We start from the raw sequence: 23887 nt of genomic DNA on the forward strand, positions 1-23887 counted from the left end.
GGCCGTTATGGGTTGGCAAAGCCGGCTTCCACGACCCGCACCAGCGGGTTATTGCGACTCCGAGGTATCGGCAGGGTTCCGTAGTAGGTGCGGGGGTTGTGTACCCGGGGCTGGGTGAAGCCCAGGCGGTGAAGGTGCTCACAGGCCTGGTGGTCGTCGTCGAAATGGAACGAGACCTGGCTGTGGGTCATGCCGCCCAGAACCTTGCTCAGTGTGTGGATTCCCCCTTTCAACACCGGTTGTTCCGGCATCAGGTAGCTGTCAAACAGGTAGCCTGAGCCTGGACGCTTGGCGAGTGCCTGGGCCAGGCGTTTCCAGAAGCCGCTGATGACCTCCAGCGAAAAATAGTTGGTCAGTCCTTCCGTCACCACCATCACTGGTCCGTCATCCAGCACCCGCTCCAGCACGGCTTCCAGCGACAGCTCTCCGTCATCCGCAAGAATATCGATGGGGGTTACCTGGTGATGGGGACCCAGGTAGCCGGTGCTGGCCAGTTTGGCCGCTTTACGGGCGGCCATGTCCGGGAGGTCGGCTTCCACCATATGCAGGTGGGGGTGGCGTTGGCGGAGGTGGAGGCCGCGGGGGGACAGACCGCAGGCGATTTCCAGCACCTGGTGAACCCCACGTTGGACGATGGCTTGTTCAATCAGGTGGTCGATGATCAGGTGGCGCTGGAGCAGGAAGGTTCTCAGGTTGCCGCCGGCAATGGTCTTGCTGACGGCCTCAAAAGGGCTCATTAAGGTGTAGAGCCACTGTCCCTGTGGCGTGACCAGACTGCTGTCCGAGAGTCCGTTCCGGTGCCAGACGGCACCGGTATAAAGTGCGGTAAAGCTGATGCCGGAGCTGTCAGCGAGTTTCGTGCTCATGGATGGCTTTTCCCCAGGCTTCCCTGTCGCCGGGCAGCACCAGGTTCAGTGCAATGGCGACAACCGCACAGAGGGCAATGCCTTCCATGTGGCCAAGCACCATTCCACCGATACCAAACACCAGGGTGACAGCAACGATCACCAGGTTCCGGGCTTCCGACAAATCCACCCGATGGCGGATCAGGGTGTTAAGGCCTACCACGGCGATGGAGCCGAACAGCAGGCACAGAATGCCGCCCATGACTGGCACCGGAATGGACTGCAGGGCAGCTCCAAATTTGCCGATGAAGGCAAGCGTGATGGCAATCAAAGCGGCCCAGATCATAACTCTGGGGTTGAAGTTCCGGGTCAACATGACGGCCCCGGTCACTTCCGAATAGGTGGTGTTTGGCGGGCCGCCAAGCAGCGCGGCCGAGCTGGTGGCCAGGCCGTCACCCAGCAGGGTACGGTGCAGGCCGGGTTTGCTCAGGTAGTTCTTGCCGGTCACGTTGCCAATGGCAAGGATGTCACCAATGTGCTCGATGGCCGGTGCGATGGCTACCGGCACCATGAACAGAATGGCAGACCAGCCGAACTCCGGGGCAACGAAACTGGGGACGGCAAACCAGGGTGCCGCTGCAATGGCGGAGAAATCCACGATCCCGGCGAGCACGGACAGAACATAGCCGGTGACTACCCCGAACAGGATGGGGATAAGCCGGAAAATGCCTTTGGCCCAGACCGCCGCCACCACCGTGACAATCAGCGAGATCATGGCAATAGCGATAGCGGTGTCATAGGCGACCAGTTCGAGACTGCCGTCGCCGGAGCGTCCTGATGCCATGTGGACAGCCACTGGTGCCAGGCTGAGGCCGATGACCATGATCACCGGCCCGATCACCACGGGTGGCAACAGGCGGTGGAGGAAGCCTGTGCCCCGCAGACGGATCAGTCCACTGAGGATGATGTAGAGCACACCAGCCGCAACCAGGCCACCCAGGGTCTGCGCCATCCCGAACTTGGCCGTCGCCGACTGGATCGGGGCGATAAACGCAAAGGATGAGGCCAGGAAGATAGGAATCTGGCCGCCGGTCACAATGTGGAAAATCAGGGTGCCGAGGCCCGCTGTGAACAGGGCGACATTGGGATCCATGCCGGTAATCAGCGGCATCAGCACCAGCGCGCCAAAGGCAACCAGAAGCATCTGGGAGCCGGCCAGGGCCTGGCGCCATACCGCGGTGTTGGTGGTGTCCTGCATGCTCAGTTGTCCTTTTGCTTGGTGCCGAAGATCTTGTCCCCGGCATCCCCCAGTCCAGGCAGGATATAGCCTTTCTCGTTCAGGCGCTGATCAATTGAGGCCGTATAGATGGACACGTCCGGGTGTGCTTCAAGGACTTTCTCGATGCCTTCTGGCGCGGCAACCAGCACCAGGGCCCGGATTTCCGTGCTGCCCGCCTGCTTGAGCAGATCAATGGTTGAAATCAGTGAGCCGCCGGTGGCCAGCATCGGGTCAATGATCATGGCCATACGCTGATCCAGCTCTCCCACCAGCTTTTCCAGGTAGGTGCTTGCTTCCAGGGTTTCCTCGTTCCGGACCTGGCCAACAACACTGACTTTGGCGCTGGGAATCAGGCTCAGAACGCCGTCCAGCATGCCCAGACCGGCGCGCAGAATTGGCACGATGGTGACCTTCTTGCCGGTAATCTTCTCGATGGTGACCGGACCAGCCCAGCCGTTAATGGTGGCCTCTTCCAGGGCGAAATCCTGGGTGGCCTCATAGGTCAGCAGGGCTGCGACTTCCTGAGCCAGTTCACGGAAGTTCTTGGTGCTGATATCAGCACGGCGCATCAGTCCGAGTTTGTGGCGGATCAGGGGGTGTTTCACCTCGTGGATGGGCATGGGATCACCTTTTCAGTCAGTAAGTCGTTTAAATGGACAGGTTGGGTGAAGAATAACTGATCTTGCCCGAGGCGTCAGGCAAGGGTTTTCGATTAAACGTAAGGAGTGGTACGGATATTGCGGTTACCCATCGTGCGTGACGTTATCTCGTCAGAATATCGGCAGGCCTGATGCGCAGGCGACGCCTTCAGTGGGGAAATTCCGGGTATGGACCGAGCTTTAGTCCTGAACAATGTCAAATCTCTGACGCGGGGGAATCTGGGGATTCCCATCATGCTGATGGCGCTGCTGGGTATGATGATCCTGCCCATGCCCACGTTCATGCTCGATGTGTTGTTCACCTTCAACATCACCTTGTCCATCGTGATCCTGCTGGTGTGTGTGTACGCGCTCCGCCCGATGGAGTTTGCCTCTTTCCCGACTGTGTTGCTGGTGGCAACGCTGCTGCGCCTGGCGCTGAACGTGGCCTCCACCCGAATAGTGCTGCTCAATGGCCACGAGGGGGGCGATGCCGCCGGTAAGGTGATCGAGTCCTTCGGGGAGGTGTTGATCGGCGGCAACTATGCAGTGGGCCTGGTGGTCTTCGCGATCCTGATGATCATCAATTTCATGGTGGTGACCAAAGGTGCGGGGCGGGTTTCCGAGGTCAGCGCCCGTTTCACCCTGGATGCCATGCCTGGCAAGCAGATGGCCATTGATGCCGACCTCAACGCCGGGCTGATCAATCAGGACGAGGCCAAGGCCCGGCGTTCGGAGATCGCTCAGGAAGCGGATTTCTACGGGTCCATGGACGGGGCCAGCAAGTTCGTCAAAGGGGATGCGGTGGCCGGTCTGCTGATCCTGGCCATCAACATCATCGGTGGTGTGACCATCGGAATGCTGCAGCACAACCTGGACTTTACAACCGCGATGCAGAACTACGCCCTGCTCACCATTGGTGACGGGCTGGTGGCGCAAATCCCGTCGCTGTTGCTGTCCACCTCTGCCGCTATCATGGTTACCCGGGTAACCTCCTCCCAGGACATGGGCGGGCAGATCCTTCACCAGATGTTCAGCGCACCCAAGGCCTTGTCCATCGCGGCAGGCATACTGATCCTGCTGGGTCTGATTCCGGGGATGCCACATGTGGCGTTTCTGGGCCTTGGTGCCATCGCAGCGGCCACAGCCTATTTTATCTGGCAGCGAGAGCGTCAGACCGTTGAGGAGGGTGGTGTCTTCCCGGCCAGGGGAGGTCCTGCCGCTGGCGGTGTGACGCGACCGGACCTTGGCCCCCAGGGTGGGCTGCGGCCAGACCAGACGTTACCGGCACCTGCAGAAACCCGGGAGCTGGGTTGGGACGACGTCTCAACGGTGGATGTGGTTGGCCTGGAAGTGGGCTACCGTCTGATCCCGTTAGTGGACAAGAGCCAGGGCGGGCAGTTGCTGACCCGGATAAAGGGCGTTCGCAAGAAGCTGTCCCAGGATCTTGGCTTCCTTATGCCGTCGGTTCACATTCGCGACAACCTCGACCTGATGCCGAACATGTATCGCATCACCCTGATGGGTGTCACGATTGCCGAAGCCGAAATCCACCCGGATCGTGAGCTGGCCATCGACCCGGGCCAGGTTTTTGGCAAGGTGGAAGGGATTGAGGGCAAGGACCCCGCGTTTGGTCTGGATGCCTGCTGGATCGAAGAAAGCAAGAAAGATCAGGCGCAGACCCTGGGCTACACCGTGGTTGATGCCAGCACGGTGGTGGCCACACACCTTAATCAGGTGCTGCAGAAGCACGCCCATGAACTGTTGGGTCATGAAGAAGTGCAGAAGTGGCTTGAGCAGCTGGAGAAAATGTCGCCCAAACTGGCGGAAGAGCTGGTGCCCACGACCGTATCCATCAGCATTCTTTTGAAAGTGCTGCAAAGCCTGCTGCTTGAAGAAGTGCCGGTAAGGGACATGCGCTCGATCGCGGAAGCGATTGTTAATCTCCACCCCCGCAGCCAGGATCCGAAAGTACTCACCACGGTCGCCCGTCAGGCCCTCCGGCGGATGATTGTCCAGAGCATTTGTGGCAACGAGCCAGAGATCCCGGTCATTACCCTGGATCCCGACTTGGAACAGTTGTTGCTTAAGTCCTTGCAACAGAGTCAGCAAACTGGCGGTGGCGATGACATCGGTCTGGTCCTTGAGCCCAGCATGGTCGAGAAGCTACAGCGCTCCCTGCAGGAAAGTGTGCAGCGCCAGGAAATGCTCGGAAAGCCCGCAATCCTGCTGGTGTCCGGGCCGCTGCGTCCGGTGCTTGCCCGTTTTGCAAGTTACGGGGTTGAGCGCCTCCATGTGCTTTCCTACCAGGAAGTACCGGACAACAAACAGATAACAATAGTGGCATCCGTTGGCCAGTAGCCAGCGGCACGATGACAGCCGGTGACGGAATTCCGACACTCACCGGGCTGGAAGGGGAGGAATGGATATGAAGGTGAAACGCTTTTTCGCGCCAACGATGGCTGAAGCCCTGAAAATGGTGCGCATCGAGCTTGGCCCGGATGCGGTCATTCTTTCCAACCGGCGGGTGGATGACGGGGTTGAGATCGTGACCGCGCTGGACTACGACGAAAACATGGCGCGTCAGCGTCTGGGTGAGAGTGCGATGGCTGCCACCAATAGCTCCCGGCTGGCGGAACTTCAGGCCGAGCAGCACCGGCGCCTGGAGGATGAACTGAGCCGCTCCAGAACCCGCATTGCCGAGGTTCGGGAGAAGCGTGCGGCGATGGGGTCAGGTTTCCAGCCCGATACTATGGCGAGCGACGCTTCTTCCGTGGCCGCCACCCCGTATCACCAAAACGGTGGTGCCGACGAACTGGCAATCATGCGGGCTGAGATCGCATCGTTGAGGGATCTGGTCCAGGGGCAGCAGGCCCCGGCCGTTGAAGCAGGCTCAGTTGCCTCGATCAACCCTGTTCAGCAGCGGTTGGTCGAGCGTTTGCTGGACTTTGGCTTGAGCCAAACCCTGGCGTCGGCCCTGGCGAAAAGTCACGGAAAGGGCCGGCTGGAAGATGGTTGGAAGCACGCCCTGAAAACTCTGGCAGCTGGTCTGAAAACGGCTCGCACGGAATGGCTCGATCGGGGCGGGGTTTATGCTCTGGTGGGACCAACCGGGTCCGGCAAAACCACCACCATTGGTAAGCTGGCGGCACAGTATGCACTTCGCCATGGCCCTGACAGTCTGGCTCTGGTCACTACGGATCGGTTCCGGGTGGCTGCCCATGAACAGCTGTTCGTGTTCGGTCGTATCCTCAATGTACCGGTGAGGGTGGTGGATGAGAGCCATTCCTTGGATGATCTGCTCGACGAGCTGTCCGACCGTCACCTGGTGCTGATTGATACAGCAGGCCTGACGCCGAGCGATAAGGGCTACCAACAGCAGCTGGGGGAGCTGGCCCGGAGCCGGCACCCGATCAAGCCACATCTCGTCGTGCCTGCAACCAGCCAGCCGCGCATTATGAAATCGGTCTGGCATTGCTATAAGATGGCTGAGCTTGCAGGTTGTGTCATCACCAAGCTGGACGAGGCGATCACCCTGGGCGAGTCGCTCGGGTTTGCTATGGAGACCGGGTTGCCGGTGGCTTACTATACCGATGGCCAGAAAATACCCGATGACCTGCATCACGCTGAAGCAGCGCCGCTGGTGCGCAAGGCCGTAGAACGGCTGAAGCAGGTGCGGGCCTCCGAGTATGTGGCGGAAGGTGCCTGATAGAACCCTGCAAGTGCTTGAACCGCGGGGTTCAACGATAAACAATAACTCCCAAGGGGGCCGTGCCGTGGTTTCCCTGAATTCTATCGGCAAGAGACAGACGTCAGTATGAGCAAAGCACATCCGGTTCAGGTAATTGCGGTTTCCGGCGGCAAGGGTGGTGTCGGCAAAAGCAATGTCTCGGTTAACCTGGGGATCGCTCTGGCCCAGAAGGGGCGCAGGGTCGTTCTGCTTGATGCGGATCTTGGCCTCGCCAACATCGACGTCTTGCTGGGGCTTACCGCCAATCGCAACCTTGCCGATGTCTTGGCCGGTGAGTGTGACATCCGGGATGTGCTGGTGGATGGGCCGGGTGGTATCAAGATCGTGCCGGCCTCGTCAGGCACCCAGAAAATGACCCAGCTTTCAGCCATGGAACACGCCGGGCTGATCAACGTATTCAGTGAGCTGGGTGACCAGATTGATGTGCTGATTGTCGATACCGCAGCCGGCATTTCCGAGTCGGTTGTCAGCTTCCTGCGGGCATCACAGGAACTGCTGTTGGTGGTCTGCGATGAGCCAACCTCCATTACCGATGCCTACGCCCTGATCAAACTGATGAACCGGGACTATGGCGTGAACCGTTTTCGGATTCTCGCCAACCAGGTTCGCAATGAACAGGAGGGTCGTCACCTGTTCAATAAACTGACCCGGGTCACTGAGCGCTTCCTTGACGTCGCGCTACAATATACGGGCATGGTGCCTTACGACGAAGCCGTCAAAAAAGCGGTGCAACGGCAGCGTGCGGTGCTGGATGCGTACCCGCGAGCCAAGGCGTCGCTGGCGATCAAGGCGCTGGCCGATCAGGTCGATCAATGGCCGCTTCCCTCCTCGCCCCGGGGACACCTGGAATTTTTTGTTGAACGGCTTGTTGAGGCCTGAGCATTATCCCTTCACCGTTAACCTGGTTGCAGAATATTGGCTAGAAACCTGGGGATCTATCAGCGAACGGCAGCCACGCAAGCCCACGAGCTTGTCGAGACTCACGCCCCGCTGGTCAAAAAAATAGCGCTGCACCTGCTGGCCAGGCTGCCGGACTCGGTCCAGTTGGACGACCTGATGCAGGCGGGCATGATTGGGTTGCTTGAGGCTGCCCAGAAATATCAGGCCAACAAGGGCGCGTCTTTTGAAACCTACGCCGGTATCCGCATTCGCGGTGCCATTGTCGACGAAATCCGCAAGGGGGACTGGGTTCCCCGGTCAGTTCACCGTAATGCCCGGCGGGTATCCGAAGCGATCCGTGTCGTCGAGAGCCGGGAGGGGCGGGAAGCCCAGGACACTGAAGTGGCTGATGAGCTGGGCATGACCCTGGGCGAGTATCACGCCTGCCTGAGCGATGCCAGCAGTGGTCGGCTGTTCAGTCTGGACGAGCTCACTGAGTCCGGAGAAGCACCGCTGGAAGAGTCAGATGGCTCAGACAACCCGCTTCAGGGGATTACGTCCCATGCGTTTCGCACGAATCTTGCGCAGGCCATTGACGAACTGCCGGAGCGCGAAAAACTGGTGCTGAGTCTGTACTATCAGGAAGAACTCAACCTCAAGGAAATCGGGGCTGTTCTGGACGTTAGCGAGAGCCGGGTGAGCCAGATTCACAGTCAGGCCGCTATGAGGCTGCGGGCAAGGTTGTCAGAATGGCAGATGAGCGATAACGGGCACTGATCCGTACCCTCTGTGTAGCTTTTGGTAACAGGCGCTTTACAAGTCAGTGAAACACAACACAATACAGGGTGTATTCCCGTCAGCCTGCTAGAATCTGAACAGGGCTTGGAGTGCCTGGCCTGTTGCCGGATCCCAACCCCTGAATGCCGGGTGTTATTAACTGGAGGTCCCATTGGACAAAAACATGAAAATCCTGATTGTGGATGACTTTTCCACAATGCGACGGATCATCAAGAACCTGCTGCGCGATCTCGGTTTCACCAATACCGACGAGGCCGACGACGGCAACACGGCCTTGCCGATGCTGAAAAGTGGCAAGTACGATTTTCTGGTGACCGACTGGAACATGCCGGGAATGACCGGTATCGAGCTGCTCAAGCACGTGCGAGCCGATGACAACCTCAAAACTCTTCCCGTACTGATGGTAACGGCTGAGGCCAAGCGAGATCAGATTGTCGCTGCGGCTCAGGCCGGCGTGAACGGCTATGTGGTAAAACCGTTTACCGCAGCGGTACTCAAAGAAAAGATCGAGAAAATCTTCGAACGAATTCAGTAACACCGGGTCGGAAGAGCTCCCATGAGCAACAACAACGAAGACCATACAGGCCTCGACCCGGAAGCCATTGAAAAGCTTCGGAGCCAGGCTTCAGAACTTATGGAGCAGGTCAACGCGGGAAACTATGCCCGTGCCATGAGCCTGATCAGTGATCTCGGCGACGTTCGGGATCAGAGCCTTTATCGTGAAGTTGGTCGCCTGACCCGAAGCCTTCACGAAGCTATCCGCAATTTCCAGATTGACCCCCGGAATGCCGAGCAGCAGGAAGCCCTGTCGAAAATGACCGACGCCTCCGACCGGCTGGAGTACGTTGTCCAGATGACCGGCAAGGCAGCGAACCGGACAATGGACCTGGTGGAGGAAACCATGCCCAAGGCCATGGCTCTCAAAGATCAGGCCAGCGCCTTCCGGGATGATTGGCTGCGTCTGCGTCGGCGAGAGATGGCACCCGAGGAGTTTCGTGACCTTTATGGGCGTCTCGACAGCTTCTTCGTCAGTCTGGCAGAGGAAGCCGACACCATTTACGGCAACCTTTCCGAAATCCTGTTGGCACAGGACTTTCAGGATCTGACCGGGCAGGTTATCCAGAAAGTGACGACGCTGGTGAAGGAAGTGGAAGATCACTTGCTGAACCTGGTGGTTATGGCCAGCCATGTCGACCAGCTGACGGGAACCGTGCATGAACTCGAGGTCCAGGAAGAATCTCCGGACAAGGGGCACGGCCCGCAGATGAAAGCCGCAGAGCGGGCGGATGTGGTTTCTGGGCAGGACGATGTAGATGACCTGTTATCCAGTCTCGGGTTCTAAAAGAGGGTAGTGCATGGCATTCGATGCAGATGAAGAGATCCTCCAGGATTTCCTGGTAGAAGCAGGTGAAATACTGGAGAAGCTGTCCGAACAGCTGGTGGATCTCGAGCAGAATCCCGACGACAGCGATCTGCTTAATGCTATTTTTCGTGGCTTCCATACCGTTAAGGGGGGAGCAGGCTTTCTCCAGCTGGAAGCGCTGGTGAATTGCTGCCACTCTGCAGAAAACGTATTCGACACCCTGCGCAACCACAAGCGTCGGGTCGATTCGGAGCTGATGGATGTTGTCCTGCAGGCTCTTGATAACGTCAATGCCATGTTCGACCAGGTCAGAAACCGCGAAGAACCGACACCGGCGCCCGCTGACCTGATCGCGGCACTGGATTGTTTTGCCGAACCAGAAGGTGAGGGTGCGCAAAGCCCAGCCGACACCAGCGTGGGGCAGGGTGAGGCTGTCGCCGGTGATGAGGGTGGCGACATCACCGATGAGGAGTTTGAGCAGCTGCTGGATGCGCTGGATGGCGGTGCGCCTACATCCGAAAGTGTCAGTGAGTCTGCCAGTGAGTCCGGTGACGACATCACCGACGATGAATTTGAAGCGCTGCTGGATGAGCTCCATGGCAAGGGCAAGTTCTCCGGTGCGCCGGAAGCCTCGCCTGAGACTTCCGGCGGTGAAGTGGTCGCCGGAGCATCGGGTCAGGAGCTGATCTCCGACGACGAATTTGAAGCGCTGCTGGACGACCTTCATGGCAAAGGCAGTGGCCCCAGTTCCGGAGAGGCTTCTCCAGAGCCAGCCCACAAGCCAGAGCCTCCGCAGACTCAACCCGAAACCAGACCTGAACCCGCGAAGGCATCGCCGGTCGGCCGTGCGGCGGGCGACGCCGGTACTGCTCCGGCCCCTGTGGCGGAGACCACTGTTCGTGTCGATACCAAGCGCCTGGACGACATCATGAACATGGTGGGCGAACTGGTGTTGGTGCGTAACCGCTTGCAGCGCCTTGGCGCGGAAAGCGACGACGAACAGATGCAGAAGGCGGTGTCCAATCTGGATGTGGTGACCACTGACCTTCAGGCGGCGGTCATGCAGACCCGGATGCAGCCGATCAAGAAAGTGTTCGGCCGCTTCCCGCGAGTGGTCCGTGACCTGGCCCGGAATCTCAAAAAAGAGATCAACCTGGTGATGCACGGTGAGGATACCGACCTCGACAAGAACCTGGTTGAAGCGCTGGCGGATCCGCTGGTCCACCTGGTTCGGAACTCGGTGGACCATGGCATTGAGTCGCCTGACGCCCGTGAAGCCGCGGGCAAGCCGAGGGTAGGTCAAGTGACCTTGTCGGCGGATCAGGAAGGCGACCATATCCTTCTTGTTATCGAAGACGATGGCGCGGGCATGGATCCGGAAAAACTCCGCCAGAAGGCCGTTGAGAAAGGTCTGTACGACCAGGATGCGGCGGATCGGCTGACCCCAACCGAGTGCTACAACCTCATTTTTGCCGCCGGCTTCTCAACCAAGGAACAGATTTCCGACGTGTCTGGCCGAGGCGTCGGCATGGACGTGGTCAAAACCAAGATCGGCCAGCTCAATGGCATGATCAATGTCGAGTCCGAACTTGGTAAAGGCTCGCGCATTGTGATCAAAGTGCCGCTCACCCTGGCGATCATGCCAACGCTGATGATCATGCTGGGAGACCAGTCGTTCGCGTTGCCGCTCGTTAACGTGGTGGAGATCTTCCATCTGGACCTGAGCAAGACCAACGTGGTGGATGGCCGCGAGTGCATCGTGGTGCGGGACAAGGTATTTCCGTTGTTCCATATCAAGCGCTGGCTGGTGAAAGGGGCGGCCGGCGAGTCGACTCCGCAAAGCGCTCATGTTGTTATTGTCGCCATGGGCACCAAGCGGGTCGGCTTCGTGGTGGACCAGCTGGTTGGCCAGGAAGAAGTGGTGATCAAACCGCTGGGACGTGCCCTGCAGGGTACCCCAGGCATGGCTGGCGCGACGATTACCGGTGATGGCCGCATTGCCTTGATTATTGATGTACCGAGCCTGCTGCAACACTACGGCTGATAGCAGAGTGCATTTCGTGGAACAGGGAAACGTAAGGTTAGGGAGGGTTGAATGACGATTTCGGTTCTGGTCGTTGATGATTCCAGCTTTTTTCGCAAGCGACTGACTGAGATCCTCAATGCCTCCGGGAACATTCAGGTCATCGGCGTTGCCAGCAATGGCAGGGAAGGCGTCGAGCTGGCGGAAAAGCTCAAGCCAGACGTGATTACCATGGACTATGAAATGCCGATCATGGATGGCATTTCCGCTGTGCGTGAAATCATGAAGCGCCGGCCAACGCCGGTGGTCATGTTTTCCTCGCTGACCTATGAAGGTGCCCGGGTAACGCTGGATGCGCTGGAGGCGGGAGCGGTCGACTTCCTACCCAAGAACTTTGAAGAGATTGCCAGGGACAGCAGCCAGCTGCAGCGAATCCTCAAAGACCGGATTGCGGATGTCGCGGGTAGCCGGCCGGGCGCTCGCCCCGCTGCAACGGTTTCAAAGCCTGTGCCTGCCAGACCTTTGCAAACCCGGGAGGCTGTGCCTGCCAGCGCCAGACCGGCCGAACGTTCGCGGTCGGTCACACCCGCCCAGTCTGCCGCCCCAGCGAAGCCTTCCGGGCAACGAACCCCTGCCAAGAGCTACAGCGTGGTGGCTATTGGTACTTCCACCGGCGGTCCCATTGCCTTGCAGCGGGTGTTGATGTCGCTGCCGGCACAGTTCAAGGCTCCGATTGTGCTGGTACAGCATATGCCGGCCAGTTTTACCCCGGCCTTTGCCGATCGTCTCAACAAGCTTTGCCAGATTGAGGTCCGGCAGGCGGAAGACGGCGATGTGCTCAAACCGGGATTGGCATTGCTGGCTCCTGGTGGCAAACAGATGATGATTGAAAACCGGGGTGGTCAAGGCCGGGTAAGGATTCTGCCTGGAGATGATCGCCTGAATTACAAACCCTGCGTTGATGTGACGTTCGGTTCCCTGGCGAAGAGCTTCCCCGGCAAAACACTGGGCATCATTCTGACCGGTATGGGCGCCGACGGGCGAGAGGGGTGTCGCCTGATGAAGCAGACCGGGTCCGTTGTCTGGTCCCAGGACGAGCAGACATCCGTGATCTATGGCATGCCGATGGCGGTTGCCAAGGCCGGATTGACTGACGAAGTCCTGGCGTTGGAGGATTTCGGCCCCCGCCTGATTGAGGGGGTCAGCTGATGGATATTCTCAGTCTCCTCGGCATTATCCTGGCGTTTGCGGCGATCCTCGGGGGCAACCTCCTGGAGGGCGGGGCACTGGGGTCGCTGTTCAATGGCCCGGCAGCCCTGATTGTTATTGGCGGCACGTTCGCGGCCACGATCCTTCAAACCTCCTGGCCGGTGCTCAAGCGCGCGTTTGTTCAGGTGCGTTGGGTGTTCCTCCCGCCGTTCATTGGCCTCGAAGACGGCATCGAAAAAGTCATCGACTGGAGTGTCAAAGCCAGAAAGCAAGGCTTGCTGGGATTGGAGGGGCTGGCAGAGCGTGAGCCTGAACGGTTCGCGCGTAAGGGGCTTCAATTGCTGGTTGACGGTGCTGAAACCGAGACCATTCGAGGTATTCTCGAGGTCGACCTGGAGTCCCGTGAGCAGCGGGACCTGGACTCGGCCAAAGTGTTTGAAGCCATGGGGGGCTATGCGCCGACCATCGGCATCATTGGCGCAGTCATGGGGTTGATTCAGGTGATGACGAACCTGGAAGACCCGGCCACCCTGGGCAGTGGTATTGCCACCGCTTTCGTGGCAACGATCTATGGTGTTGCCCTGGCTAACCTGTTGTTCTTCCCCGTGGCGAACAAGTTACGTGGCCTGGCGCGTGAACGGTCACGCTACGAGGACATGATGATCGACGGCATTGTCGCTATTGCCGAGGGCGAAAATCCGCGTTCGATCGAATTGCGCCTTCGCGGGTTCCTGCCCTGATTCTCGGGGCCGGAACGGCTTATTGGCGGGGAGCGAAGGTATGAGACGTCGCAGGAATACCGAAGACAACCAGCACAACCGCGAACGCTGGCTGGTGTCCTATGCCGATTTCATAACCCTTCTTTTCGGCTTCTTCGTTGTGATGTATTCGGTCTCGTCCGTAAACGAAGGCAAGTACAAGGTGCTTTCGGATACCCTGACTGGGGTGTTCAATGCGCCTCAACGCTCACTTAATCCGATTGAAGTCGGGCAGGAAGTCAGCCGAACCGTGCCTGCCGAAACGGAAGCGGTGATTCCTCCGCCAGTGACAGAGGCTCCAGTCAACCGGGAGGCGGATGAACGGGCCAGGACCGAAGCCCTGCAGGATATGTCGCTGCAGTTTTCCATGGCCTTCGATGACCTGATTGAGCAGGGCGTGGTGACCATGGAAACAAGCGAGCGCTGGCTGGAACTCAGCCTTCGCAACAGCTTGCTCTTTGGCAGCGGCGACGCTGAGCCCCATTACGACGCCTTTGACGTGATTGAAAAGATTGCGGTGGTGTTGCGGGCTCGGGACAATGCGATCAGGGTTGAAGGCTTTACCGATAACCTGCCAATCCGGACCGGAACCTATCCGTCAAACTGGGAACTCTCGACCGCAAGGGCGGCAGCGGTTGTTCGCCTGCTGGTGATGGATGGTATTGAACCTCATCGCCTGGCCGCAGTGGGGTATGGCTCATTTCAGCCGGTTGCCCGAAACGATACCGAGGACGGCCGTCGCCGCAATCGGCGGGTCGTGCTGCTGATCTCCCGCGATGCGAGTATCCGTGGCGTCATGCGCTGAGCCACCTGCAACGAACGACCCTGAACAGACCTGCCAGCCGAGTTGGCACGGTTCCTGTATTTTCTCCAGAAACACAGGCAGTTGAGGCAAATTCTTGCCGTCAGTTAGTGGGCGTTGGGTAATAACGCCTGAAGTTTTTTCTGGTGTTGCCGATACTGTAAGTGAGAAACACATGGGGAGTGCAAGGTGCGAATCTGGGCGGTAGCCAATCAAAAGGGTGGAGTCGGCAAAACCACGTCCGTAGTGACGCTTGGGGGCTTGTTGGCTGAGCAGGGCAAGCGGGTCCTGGTGGTTGACCTGGACCCCCACGGCTCACTGACAAGCTGGTTTGGCTATGACCCTGACACCATTGCCCATAGCGTGTTTGACTTGTTCCAGCATCAGGGCAAGGTGCCTGAGGGTTTGCCGGCCCAGCTGATTACCGACACCAGTTGCCCCGGCCTTTCGCTGCTGCCGGCCAGTACGGCTCTGGCAACACTGGAACGGCGGATGGTCGGCGTGGAGGGCATGGGGCTTATCGTCTCGCGAGCGCTGGCCCAGCTGTGGGATGACTTCGACTATGTGCTTTTGGACAACACACCGTCGCTTGGGGTGCTGATGGTTAATGCGTTGGCGGCTGCACAGCACCTGATTATCCCGGTACAGACTGAATTTCTGGCGATCAAGGGGCTTGAGCGGATGCTGCACACCCTGGAGATGGTCATGCGCTCCCAGAAAAATCGCTTGCCGTACCTCATTGTGCCAACCATGTTCGACCGTCGAACCCAGGCTTCGGTAAAAAGCCTCAATCTGCTGCGGAAAACTTATCCAGATCAACTCTGGCGTTTTGCCGTGCCTGTGGATACCAAATTCCGTGATGCGAGCCAGGCCGGTGTTACCCCGTCCTCGCTGGATCGAGAGACTCACGGAGTCCGTGCCTACCGCCACCTGGTGGATGAGATGCTGGCGCAAACGGAGACGGTTGAGGCTCGGTGATGGCTGACGGAATTTTGACAGTAGAGCTGGGGTCTGCGAAAGCCGGAGAGAGGGATGATGTCCGTGTCCCGTGATACTGACCTGGCAACTCCCGCAGGGGCTCTGGCGAGCTACCTGGATGACCTTTTGCACACGGCGACGGACGCTGCGTCGAAGGAAGTTCCTGAGTCGGTCCCTGAATCAGAACCCGAACCTGCCCCTGTACCAGAACCGGTCCCAGCCCGAAGGCCTGAACCGGCCGTATCGGCTGAACGCCCTGTGGCGCCGCCCATCAGGCCGGTACCGGTGCGTCAGCCCGAAACAGAATCGACACGTTCACCGGTCCCCGAACCTGCGATTGATACACCGCCTGCGGAGCAGCGTCAGACGCCGCATGTGCCCGTTGGCGGCGAGCCGGTTGGGCGCCCCGAGTGGTCCGACCGTCCCTTTGAGTGCCTGATATTCCGGGTGGCTGGTTTGCAACTCGCAGTGCCGCTGATCCTGCTTGGCGCCATCCATCGACTGGATGAGGGCGTTAAGCCGATCCCCGGGAGCCCACGCTGGTATATGGGTATGTTGCCGGAAAAGGAACGCAATCTGCGGGTGGTGGATTCAGCGGAGTGGATTATGGCGGGGCGGGTTCCTGAGAACGCCCGCGAGAACTATCGCTTTGTGATTCGCCTTGATAACAGTGAATGGGCATTAGCCTGCGACGACGTGGCGCAGTCATTCACCTTGAATCCGGATGATGTGCGCTGGCGTACCTCCCGCAGCAAGCGCCCCTGGCTGGCTGGCACCGTTGTCAAGCAAATGTGCGCGCTGATTGATGTAGGGGCGATGGCCCAGCTTCTGGCCAGGGCCGAGAAGGAACACCACCTCAATATCGAATAGAACCATTCGGTTACTGAATGAAACCGTGCGCGACTGGCACGGTTTGTGCCCTTAACTATAGTATTGGGCACTGATGATGATTTTTTGACGATCAGGTTGCCCGCTGCGGGTGGCCTACCAGGAGACGTTGCACTATGGCATCCCAGAGCGGTCAGCAGAATCAGTCCCAGGACGATCAGGTACTCCAGTATGTGACGTTCCGGCTGGATGATGAAACCTACGGTATTGATGTAATGCAGATTCAGGAAGTTCTGCGCTATACCGAAATCGCACCGGTTCCCGGGGCGCCTGACTACGTGTTGGGGATCATCAACCTGCGGGGCAACGTGGTGACGGTTATTGATACCCGTCGGCGCTTTGGACTTGCAGAGGCCGACGTGACCGACGCCACTCGCATCGTGGTTATGGAGTCGGCCAATCAGGTGATGGGCATTCTGGTGGATTCCGTTGCCGAGGTGGTGTACCTGAAAACCAGCGAAATCGAAACAGCACCAAACGTGGGTAACGAGGAAAGCGCCAAGTTCATCCAGGGTGTCTGTAATAAGAACGGCGAACTCATCATCCTGGTTGAGTTCGACAAAATGCTGTCAGATCACGAGTGGGCAGAAATCGCAGTGCTCTGAGCCCGGCAGGGGTGGTAGGGGCGAGCCCGATGGATGCCTTGGTGGTCAGAAACGGAGATCAACCTGTGATGACTGAACAATGGACAACTCTGGCCCCTTGGCTGTTTGCTGCCACTGTCCTTGTGTTGTTGGTGGTTCAAACCTTCATCTCCCAACGCCAGATTCGCCAGCTTCGTGGCCAGCTCAAGGAGCGCTGCGACAGTCTGGGCCGCGAGTTGCACGCCATCGGTAGCGGGAACGTTGGCATGGGGGCTCGTGTGGTTGCCAGCGAACAGAAACTCCACGAACTGAGCGCGATGGTCGAAGAAATGCGTCAGAATGATCCGTTACGGATTTCTTACGATGAAGCGGCCCGGCTGGTAGAGCTCGGTGCGGATATTGATGATCTGATGAATACCTGTGGTATTTCGCGCCCGGAAGCTGAGCTGGTTTCGGCCTTGCGTCGTAAGCAGGTCGCGTGATACTCAATACTCTGGATAACCGCTAACGGGTTTGCCCGTTCCAGACCAGGGTTGTATAACGCATGGCGCCAGTTTCCCCGCGCGTTGCCGAAGCGATCGCTTCGGTGTCTCGAAAGGACTTTGTATTTTCTTCGGACCTGACCGCTACCGTGTCAGGCCGGTCTATCCCTCGCGAAGATATTGTTCGCCATATCCTGGGCATGGTTCCTGAAATTGAGCCTGCCCAGGTTGTCATGCATGTGGGAGGCGGAGCGGGCTATCTGGCCGCGGTTCTGGCCCACCTCGCCAACCGGGTTTTCTACGTCGATAAGAATCCGGTGGTGGCGGATGCCGCCCGCGAGCGCTTCTTCCGGCTGGGCATTACCAACGTCGATATCATTGCCGAGGATATCCGCTCAGGTTTTGCACTGGATGAGCCTTGCGATGTCATTCTCGCGACGACCTTCCTCGCCGCCCCGATGGCCCTGGTGACCTATGTTCGTGACGGTGGCCTGCTCCTGGCGATCGAGGGCAAGGGTGGGCCGGTGCCAAGCCTGGCGATGTACCGACGTGAAGGCGGCGGATTTAAGCGCGTTCGAACGCTGGGCTGGGTCGACTTCAACCGGAATACCGAACAGATTCTGATCGATATGGGACTGGTCAACGAAGACGACCTCGTCGACGCGCGGTCAGAGGCCATTGCTTCCAACCGGCGCCTGCTGGATGTCCTGCATGGTCGGCTCAAGCTGGAGGATGGAGACCTGTACCGGTCATTGGCGAAGCAGCGGAATATGGAGTTTGCTGCGGCCGATGAGTTAATGGAGCGATTGGACCCACACCTGTTTGGCCGGTTTTCCCGTACGTTCCTGGATCTGTCCCGGCTGATTCCCCTTTGGCAGGAAGAACACCGGATCCTGGTGGCAACCGACGACCCGGATGCCCGCGCTGACCAGCTTGAACGAATGAGTCAGGGCAAGTCTGTGACCTGCCTGTTGGTGACCCCCACGGATTACCGCCGCTTGTGGTCCACTCTGGACTTGACCGAGAAGGGGAGTCAGTTTGTTGCTGAAAGTGCGCCGGCCCAGGCCGACCATGATGACCTCAGTGGCGACCTGCTGGGAGCCGAAGATGGCAAGCACATCAGCCCCTACCTGGTTTCCGTGTACGAGTCGATTCTGCTCGAAGCGGTGAGCGAAAAAGCCAGCGATATCCATATAGAGCAGTATGGCGAGCGGGTCCGGATTCGGTTGAGGGTTGATGGCGACCTGCACGACCTTCACCAATATCAGTTGACCCCCCGGGAGCTTCGCGGGGTGATCAATGTCATCAAGCTGCGAGCGGAGCTGAACATTGCCGAGCGGCGCTTGCCCCAGGGCGGCCGGTCACGCTTGAAGCTGGCGGATACCAGCTATGACCTGCGTATACAGACTCAGCCCAGCCTTCACGGTGAGCACGCGATCATTCGGTTGCTGCCTCAGACCGGGCGGGCCATGACCATTGCTGAGCTGGGCATGTCGGCAAGGATCGGAGAACAGTATCAGCGACTGCTGGATAACCCCGCCGGGCTGGTGTTGGTGGTGGGACCTACGGGGTCGGGCAAGTCCACGACACTGTATGCCGGGCTCCAGACCCTGGCCGATGATGGGCGCCGCAAAGTCATTTCGGTGGAAGATCCCATCGAGTACTCCATCGACAATGTTCAGCAAACCCGAGTCCGCTCGGATATCGGGTTCAATTTTGCCGATGCCATGCGAGCCTTCGTGCGGGAAGACCCGGATGTCATTATGGTCGGTGAAATCCGTGACAAGGAAACGGCCTTGGAAGCCATTCGGGCCTCCCAGACCGGCCACGTGGTGTTATCAACGCTCCACTGTAACGACGCCGTCGATGCACTGCAGCGGCTTTATGACCTTGGCATCCACCCCAACTCCATCGCCAGCGAATTGCTTGCGGTCATCGCCCAGCGGCTTGCCAAGCGTATTTGCACCCATTGTCGGGAGCCAGCAACTCCGGACCCTGCGGTGCTGGCGGAACTTTTCCCACTGGGAGTGCCCGACAACTTCCGCTGCTTTGAGGGGCGAGGGTGTCATCAGTGCAATGGTCGGGGTACCCAGGGCCGGATTGCCATTGTTGAGTTTATGCAGGTGGACTCGGATATCCGTAATGCCATCTCCAGTCAGCCCCCGATCGGCGAAATGCGCTGGCGGGCGCTTGATGGCGGGTTGGTGACCATGAGGGACAGCGCCTTGGATCATGTCCTCAGTGGTGATATTCCATTGTCAGAACTGCCTCGTATCCTGCCAAGGGAACGGATGGCGCCGGAACAACGCGGTGGAAGGAGACAGTCGTCATGACGAGCCCCCGGTCTATTCAGCGCCTGCCGGCAGAGCTTGCCTACCAGGACGAGTTGGCAAAACTCGCAGCCAGCGATACGTCGCCGAAACCGGAGGGCTGGCAGCTGTCGCCTCTGGCGGTGGAAGCGTTTGTCCTGGGAGATCCGAGCCGTAACATCGAGCCTAAATTTGTGGCGGAGCGGACGCTGGTTCGGCGCATCATCGTATCGTTGTGCACCAGTCGGGGGTGCCTGTTGGTCGGCGAGCCTGGCACGGCAAAATCCTGGTTGTCGGAGTTGATTGCGGCAGCGGTGTCCGGGGATTCCACCCTGACGCTTCAGGGCGGGGCGGTGACCGAGGTCAGTCAGCTGCTGTACAGTTGGAATGAGGCTCTGTTGGCCCGTCAGGGGCCGTGTCCGGACGCCCTTGTGCCAAGCCCGTTGCTGCGGGGCATGAAGGCTGGCCAGCTGGTTCGATTTGAAGAAATTGCACGCTGCCCGCAGCCGCTACAGGACGCTCTGTTGTCGATCCTGTCGGACCGGGTTGCCATCATTCCTGAGTTGACTGGCGAAGCCGGGGTGATTCATGCCAGGGCCGGGTTCAATGTCATTGCCACTGCCAATAGTGTGGATGCCGGGTTGTTCCAGATGAGTGCCGCGCTCAAGCGGAGAATGGACTTTGAGGAGATTCGCCCGATTGCCCGCATCGACGATGAAATCGCGGTCGTGCAACGTGAGCTGGCAAAAAGCAACCGACAGGCCGGGGTTGAAATGCCTCTGGACGATGCGGTGGTCGAGGTGTTGGTGACCATGTTCCACGAGCTTCGTAACGGGCAATCCCTGGACGGCCGCAGCACCGACCGGCTATCCGGTGCGGCACTGTCAACCGCCGAAGCGGTGTCGGTAGCCCATGCCACCTGCCTCAATGCCTGGTATTACGGCGACGGACGTATGACGATGGAACTGCTGATGCACCATATGGTCGGATCGGCCCTCAAGGATCACCCGGAGGACCGGCGTCGGTTGTTGCACTATTTTGAGACTGAAATTGCCAGTCGGGATGGGGCTCATTGGCAGGAACTGTATCGGTATCGCGGATTGCTGAATGGGGCCTGATCGGGGCTCTTGGTTCTCGCTACCCGGTCAGAGCGGGGGCTCCCCAGGTGATCCTGCGTCAGCTGGCGTCTTGCCCTGAAGGTTAAAGGCAAAGGCCAGGATTTCCGCCACGACCCGGTAGAGGGTTTCCGGGATTTCGTCATTGAGTTCCAGCCGGCTCAGAATGCCTGCCAGTTCGGGGTTCTCGTAAAGCGGAATGCCATGTTCCCGGGCAATACGAATGATTTCCTCGGCCAGTTCATCGGTCCCGGTTGCTGAGATGGTGGGCGCGTGCTGGCCATCATACTTCAACGCAACGGCTGCGGGTCGGTTCGCTTCCTGCTTCATGCCTTGATGTCCACCAGTCTGTGCTCCAGTTGAGTTCGTGCGCCACTGGGCTGGCCCTTGCGGCAATCCAAATCGACCACGTCGAGGCCCAGGTCACTGAAACTTCGCTGGAGCTCGCCAATCTGGGCTTTCAGCTGGTTCAGCGTGCTGGTGCGCTCGGCCCACACCAGTGCCGACACCTGATGCTGGCGAAGGGCCACATCAAAGTGCAGTGGCCCCAGTGTGTCCAGGTCCATTGCCAGTGCCAGTCGCCATTCCACCACCTTCTTGCCGGACGCGGCCGTCCCTTTGTCACGGCCTCCCGGTTCCTGCTCAATTCTCAGCTGGGCGACCCTGGGCTCTCCGGTGCTGGTGAGCCATGGCAGCTCCAGCAGCAGGGTGGCCGCGGGTGGGGCACCATCGGCTGTTGGACGTGCACTCAAGACCTGGCTATGAAGCTGGTTAACCGAGACCCGGTTCAACATCCCGGCCAGCAGCCGGAGCATTTGCCCAACCGTGACCGGCTCGCTGCGGGAGGCTGGCAGCGGGTTGGTGGGTAGGTTGGGAAACTGTAACGGTGCCTGAACCAGCTCCGGGCTCACCAGAGGTGTGAGTCGGTTCAGTGGATTTTCAGCGGGCCGACTGTCCGGGCTAAGTGCCGCTACCACTCGCGCCAATGCCAGCTTGAGGTCGGCCATGTTCGGTTCTGGCCCACGGCTAAGACGAGACTCGGCAAACAATCCACTCTCGCTCAGCCACTGCCGAACTTGACTGGCGCCGGCTTCAGGCCGTGAGACAGAAGACGCGGGTGCAGCAGACAGTCGGGATTGGGTCGGCAGCTGTGACAGGAGTTGCTGGATGGCCTCACGGGCGGCAGGGGGAAGAGGCGTTGGCTGTAGGCCCCCAGGGCCGGGGACGTCAGGACGGACACCCTGAGTCAGCGCGTTCAATAGTTGTACCAGGCCGGTATCAAGCCGTTGTTGCCAGGGCAGCCGTTGTGCCAGTGCCTGGGTGATGAGGGCGTCCGGTGTTGCTCCCAGCTTGCCCAGTAACTGTAACTCATTGCCGACCCGCATCAGCTTGATCCAATCGCCCGCGGTGATCTGGGTGTCGCCGATGGTGGCCTGAACGGGCAGCGATTTGCCCCGTAGTTGCAGAATCAGCTGGTCGGTCTGGCCATCCATTTGCCGTACCACTTGGGCAACCCTGGCCAGCACCGTTGCCCGGTTGGCGATCTGGAGTTGGTCGAGCTGAATCCTGGCCTCCAGCAGCAGGGCGGAATTGGACCGTTCCCCCGCGCTTCCTGGCGCAGCGGTAACCGCGCCTGGGCTCGGCAAAGAGGGTGGTGGTGGGCTCCCGTTGGGTACTTTCATCTTTACATAATTGATTGGGGACAAGGGTATTCTTGTCCGGGTTTCGTTATACTAGCGCACGTTTTTTGTTATCCACGCCGCTTGCAAAGCGCTGTTCCGGTCAGTTCTTTCCGATTCTAGCGGCTTTCCCGAGTTATGAGGCCCCGATGTCCGAGCCCATGCTAAAGGCTGTCAATCTCCAGTGTGAACGTGGCGACCGCATCCTGTTCCAGGGCCTGGATGTCTCCATAGTGCCCGGGACGATCACCCGTGTCGAGGGTCCGAATGGCGCCGGTAAGACCACATTGCTGCGGATTCTGGCTGGCTTGAATGACAGCTACACTGGCGACCTGTTCTGGTGTGGCGAGCCGCGTGCCTGGCAGCGGGAAGTCTTTCATCGCAATCTGCTCTATATCGGACACCGCCCTGGCATCAAGCCCCTGTTAACCCCCCTGGAAAACCTGCGAGCCTTGAGCGCGGTTCGCCGTCCTTTGTCGGATGGCGCCCTGTGTCAGGCCCTGGATGGCACTGGGCTACAGGGCTATTACCACGTTCAGTGCCGCAACCTGTCGGCTGGTCAGCAGCGCAGGGTTGCCCTGGCACGACTGCTGGTATCTGACGAGCCGTTGTGGATCCTGGATGAAGCGTTTACGGCGCTGGATTATCACGGTGTTGCCGGCCTTGAACAGTTGTTGGTTGAGCATGCGGCTTCCGGTGGTGCGGTGGTGATCACGACCCACCACGACCTTGATCTGCCGGGTATGGCGAGGCTGAAACTGGGTGTTGGGGAGCCAATGAATGACGCCTAAAGTGCCAGCCATGCCATTGGCCGTTGTTCGGGTGTCTGCTTGGCGGGCTATGGCCCTGGTGGTCCGGCGTGATCTGCGAGCCAGCCTGCGCCAGCGCCAGGATCTGCTGAACCCGCTCCTGTTCTTTTTTATGGTGGTGACCCTTTTCCCCCTTGGTGTTAGCCCGGAAGTTTCATTCCTCCAACAGGCTGGCAGCGGTATCCTGTGGGTGGCGGCACTGCTATCGACGCTGTTGTCTCTTGATCATCTGTTTCGCCATGACTTTGATGATGGCACCCTGGAGCAGATGGTGCTTCAGCCTCAGCCGTTGTTCCTGCTGGTGCTGGCCAAAAGTGTGGCGCACTGGCTTCTGACCGGGCTGCCGCTGGTGATGTTGGCACCGGTGCTTGGAGTAATGTTGCACCTGGATGGGAACTCCATCGCAATTCTTTGTCTAACGCTGCTGATTGGCACTCCGGTGCTCAGCCTGATCGGCGCAATCGGCGCAGCGTTGACGTTGGGATTACGGGCGGGTGGCGTGTTGTTGTCGCTGCTGATTATTCCCTTGTATATCCCGGTGCTGATCTTCGGTACCGGTACGGTGGCTGCGGCTGCCAACGGTGCGCCAGTCGGCGGCTACCTGGCCCTGATGATGGCTTTTCTGGTGCTGGCGATTACACTGGCACCGTTTGCGTCGGCAGCAGCACTCAGAATCAGTCTGTCCAACAGTTAGTGAG

At 59.1% G+C, this 23887-nt stretch carries 23 protein-coding genes; 18 read left to right on the forward strand and 5 right to left on the reverse strand.

Going from position 1 to position 23887, the window contains the following annotated elements:
- Positions 1–5: 5 nt before the first annotated feature.
- From BMZ67_RS07495 to upp, 3 genes are read right to left on the reverse strand one after another with little or no spacing between them, the layout of a single operon-like run.
- The gene (locus tag BMZ67_RS07495; protein WP_092021326.1) at positions 6–866 is read right to left on the reverse strand and encodes a class I SAM-dependent methyltransferase; all 861 of its coding nucleotides are present in this window, start codon (positions 864–866) and stop codon (positions 6–8) included.
- Positions 847–2103: a uracil-xanthine permease family protein gene (locus BMZ67_RS07500; protein ID WP_092021327.1), complete on the reverse strand. Its 1257-nt coding sequence runs from the start codon at positions 2101–2103 to the stop codon at positions 847–849. The genes BMZ67_RS07495 and BMZ67_RS07500 overlap by 20 nt, the downstream gene beginning before the upstream one ends.
- Before the next feature lie 2 nt (positions 2104–2105).
- Positions 2106–2744, reverse strand: a complete 639-nt coding sequence (gene upp / locus BMZ67_RS07505) for a uracil phosphoribosyltransferase (RefSeq protein ID WP_092021328.1) — start codon at positions 2742–2744, stop codon at positions 2106–2108.
- Positions 2745–2951: 207 nt separating this feature from the next.
- Here upp and flhA point away from each other — a divergent pair, with 207 nt between their 5' ends.
- The 16 genes from flhA (at position 2952) to BMZ67_RS07585 (ending at position 20704) form a co-directional block, all read left to right on the forward strand.
- Positions 2952–5123, forward strand: a complete 2172-nt coding sequence (gene flhA / locus BMZ67_RS07510; RefSeq protein WP_092021329.1) for a flagellar biosynthesis protein FlhA — start codon at positions 2952–2954, stop codon at positions 5121–5123.
- A 67-nt stretch (positions 5124–5190) separates the two neighbouring features.
- On the forward strand, positions 5191–6471 hold the full coding sequence (gene flhF / locus BMZ67_RS07515; protein ID WP_092022099.1) for a flagellar biosynthesis GTPase FlhF: 1281 nt from the start codon (positions 5191–5193) through the stop codon (positions 6469–6471).
- A 108-nt stretch (positions 6472–6579) separates the two neighbouring features.
- A complete protein-coding gene (locus tag BMZ67_RS07520; protein ID WP_092021330.1) occupies positions 6580–7392 on the forward strand; it encodes a MinD/ParA family ATP-binding protein in 813 nt (270 codons plus the stop codon).
- A gap of 48 nt (positions 7393–7440) precedes the next feature.
- Positions 7441–8169 (forward strand): RNA polymerase sigma factor FliA, encoded by a 729-nt coding sequence (locus BMZ67_RS07525; RefSeq protein ID WP_425434234.1) that lies wholly within the window; start codon positions 7441–7443, stop codon positions 8167–8169.
- A 172-nt stretch (positions 8170–8341) separates the two neighbouring features.
- Positions 8342–8725: a chemotaxis response regulator CheY gene (gene cheY / locus BMZ67_RS07530; RefSeq protein ID WP_092021331.1), complete on the forward strand. Its 384-nt coding sequence runs from the start codon at positions 8342–8344 to the stop codon at positions 8723–8725.
- Between the two features lie 21 nt (positions 8726–8746).
- Positions 8747–9532, forward strand: a complete 786-nt coding sequence (locus BMZ67_RS07535; protein ID WP_092021332.1) for a protein phosphatase CheZ — start codon at positions 8747–8749, stop codon at positions 9530–9532.
- 13 nt (positions 9533–9545) lie between these two features.
- The gene (locus BMZ67_RS07540; protein ID WP_092021333.1) at positions 9546–11597 is read left to right on the forward strand and encodes a chemotaxis protein CheA; all 2052 of its coding nucleotides are present in this window, start codon (positions 9546–9548) and stop codon (positions 11595–11597) included.
- A gap of 51 nt (positions 11598–11648) precedes the next feature.
- Complete coding sequence (locus BMZ67_RS07545) at positions 11649–12785, forward strand: protein-glutamate methylesterase/protein-glutamine glutaminase (RefSeq protein WP_092021334.1); 1137 nt, start codon at positions 11649–11651, stop codon at positions 12783–12785.
- Positions 12785–13525, forward strand: coding sequence for a flagellar motor protein (locus BMZ67_RS07550; RefSeq protein WP_092021335.1), 741 nt, complete (start codon positions 12785–12787; stop codon positions 13523–13525). Before BMZ67_RS07545 ends, BMZ67_RS07550 begins: the two co-directional genes overlap by 1 nt.
- A gap of 40 nt (positions 13526–13565) precedes the next feature.
- A complete protein-coding gene (gene motD / locus BMZ67_RS07555) occupies positions 13566–14348 on the forward strand; it encodes a flagellar motor protein MotD (protein ID WP_092021336.1) in 783 nt (260 codons plus the stop codon).
- 186 nt (positions 14349–14534) lie between these two features.
- On the forward strand, positions 14535–15323 hold the full coding sequence (locus tag BMZ67_RS07560) for a ParA family protein (protein ID WP_092021337.1): 789 nt from the start codon (positions 14535–14537) through the stop codon (positions 15321–15323).
- Between the two features lie 57 nt (positions 15324–15380).
- Positions 15381–16193 (forward strand): CheW domain-containing protein, encoded by an 813-nt coding sequence (locus BMZ67_RS07565; RefSeq protein WP_092022103.1) that lies wholly within the window; start codon positions 15381–15383, stop codon positions 16191–16193.
- Positions 16194–16327: 134 nt separating this feature from the next.
- A complete protein-coding gene (locus tag BMZ67_RS07570) occupies positions 16328–16816 on the forward strand; it encodes a chemotaxis protein CheW (RefSeq protein WP_092021338.1) in 489 nt (162 codons plus the stop codon).
- Between the two features lie 68 nt (positions 16817–16884).
- Positions 16885–17277 carry a DUF2802 domain-containing protein gene (locus BMZ67_RS07575; protein WP_092022105.1) on the forward strand — a complete coding sequence of 131 codons (393 nt, stop codon included), beginning with the start codon at positions 16885–16887 and terminating at the stop codon, positions 17275–17277.
- 62 nt (positions 17278–17339) lie between these two features.
- Positions 17340–19610, forward strand: a complete 2271-nt coding sequence (locus BMZ67_RS07580) for an ATPase, T2SS/T4P/T4SS family (protein WP_092021339.1) — start codon at positions 17340–17342, stop codon at positions 19608–19610.
- A complete protein-coding gene (locus tag BMZ67_RS07585; protein WP_092021340.1) occupies positions 19607–20704 on the forward strand; it encodes an ATP-binding protein in 1098 nt (365 codons plus the stop codon). Before BMZ67_RS07580 ends, BMZ67_RS07585 begins: the two co-directional genes overlap by 4 nt.
- Before the next feature lie 27 nt (positions 20705–20731).
- On the opposite strand, the gene BMZ67_RS07590 is transcribed toward BMZ67_RS07585, so the two are convergent.
- Positions 20732–21031 carry an EscU/YscU/HrcU family type III secretion system export apparatus switch protein gene (locus BMZ67_RS07590; RefSeq protein ID WP_092021341.1) on the reverse strand — a complete coding sequence of 100 codons (300 nt, stop codon included), beginning with the start codon at positions 21029–21031 and terminating at the stop codon, positions 20732–20734.
- Positions 21028–22407, reverse strand: coding sequence for a flagellar hook-length control protein FliK (gene fliK / locus BMZ67_RS07595; RefSeq protein ID WP_245749909.1), 1380 nt, complete (start codon positions 22405–22407; stop codon positions 21028–21030). Before fliK ends, BMZ67_RS07590 begins: the two co-directional genes overlap by 4 nt.
- Positions 22408–22529: 122 nt before the next feature.
- On the opposite strand from fliK, the gene ccmA reads away from it, so the two are divergent.
- Positions 22530–23171 (forward strand): cytochrome c biogenesis heme-transporting ATPase CcmA, encoded by a 642-nt coding sequence (gene ccmA, locus BMZ67_RS07600; protein WP_092021343.1) that lies wholly within the window; start codon positions 22530–22532, stop codon positions 23169–23171.
- Entirely contained in the window at positions 23161–23883 is a 723-nt protein-coding gene (gene ccmB, locus BMZ67_RS07605) for a heme exporter protein CcmB (RefSeq protein ID WP_425434230.1), read from the forward strand. Before ccmA ends, ccmB begins: the two co-directional genes overlap by 11 nt.
- Positions 23884–23887: the final 4 nt, after the last annotated feature.

Origin of the sequence: Marinobacter zhejiangensis (assembly GCF_900114775.1) — a bacterium.
Taxonomy (GTDB): Bacteria; Pseudomonadota; Gammaproteobacteria; order Pseudomonadales; family Oleiphilaceae; genus Marinobacter; species Marinobacter zhejiangensis.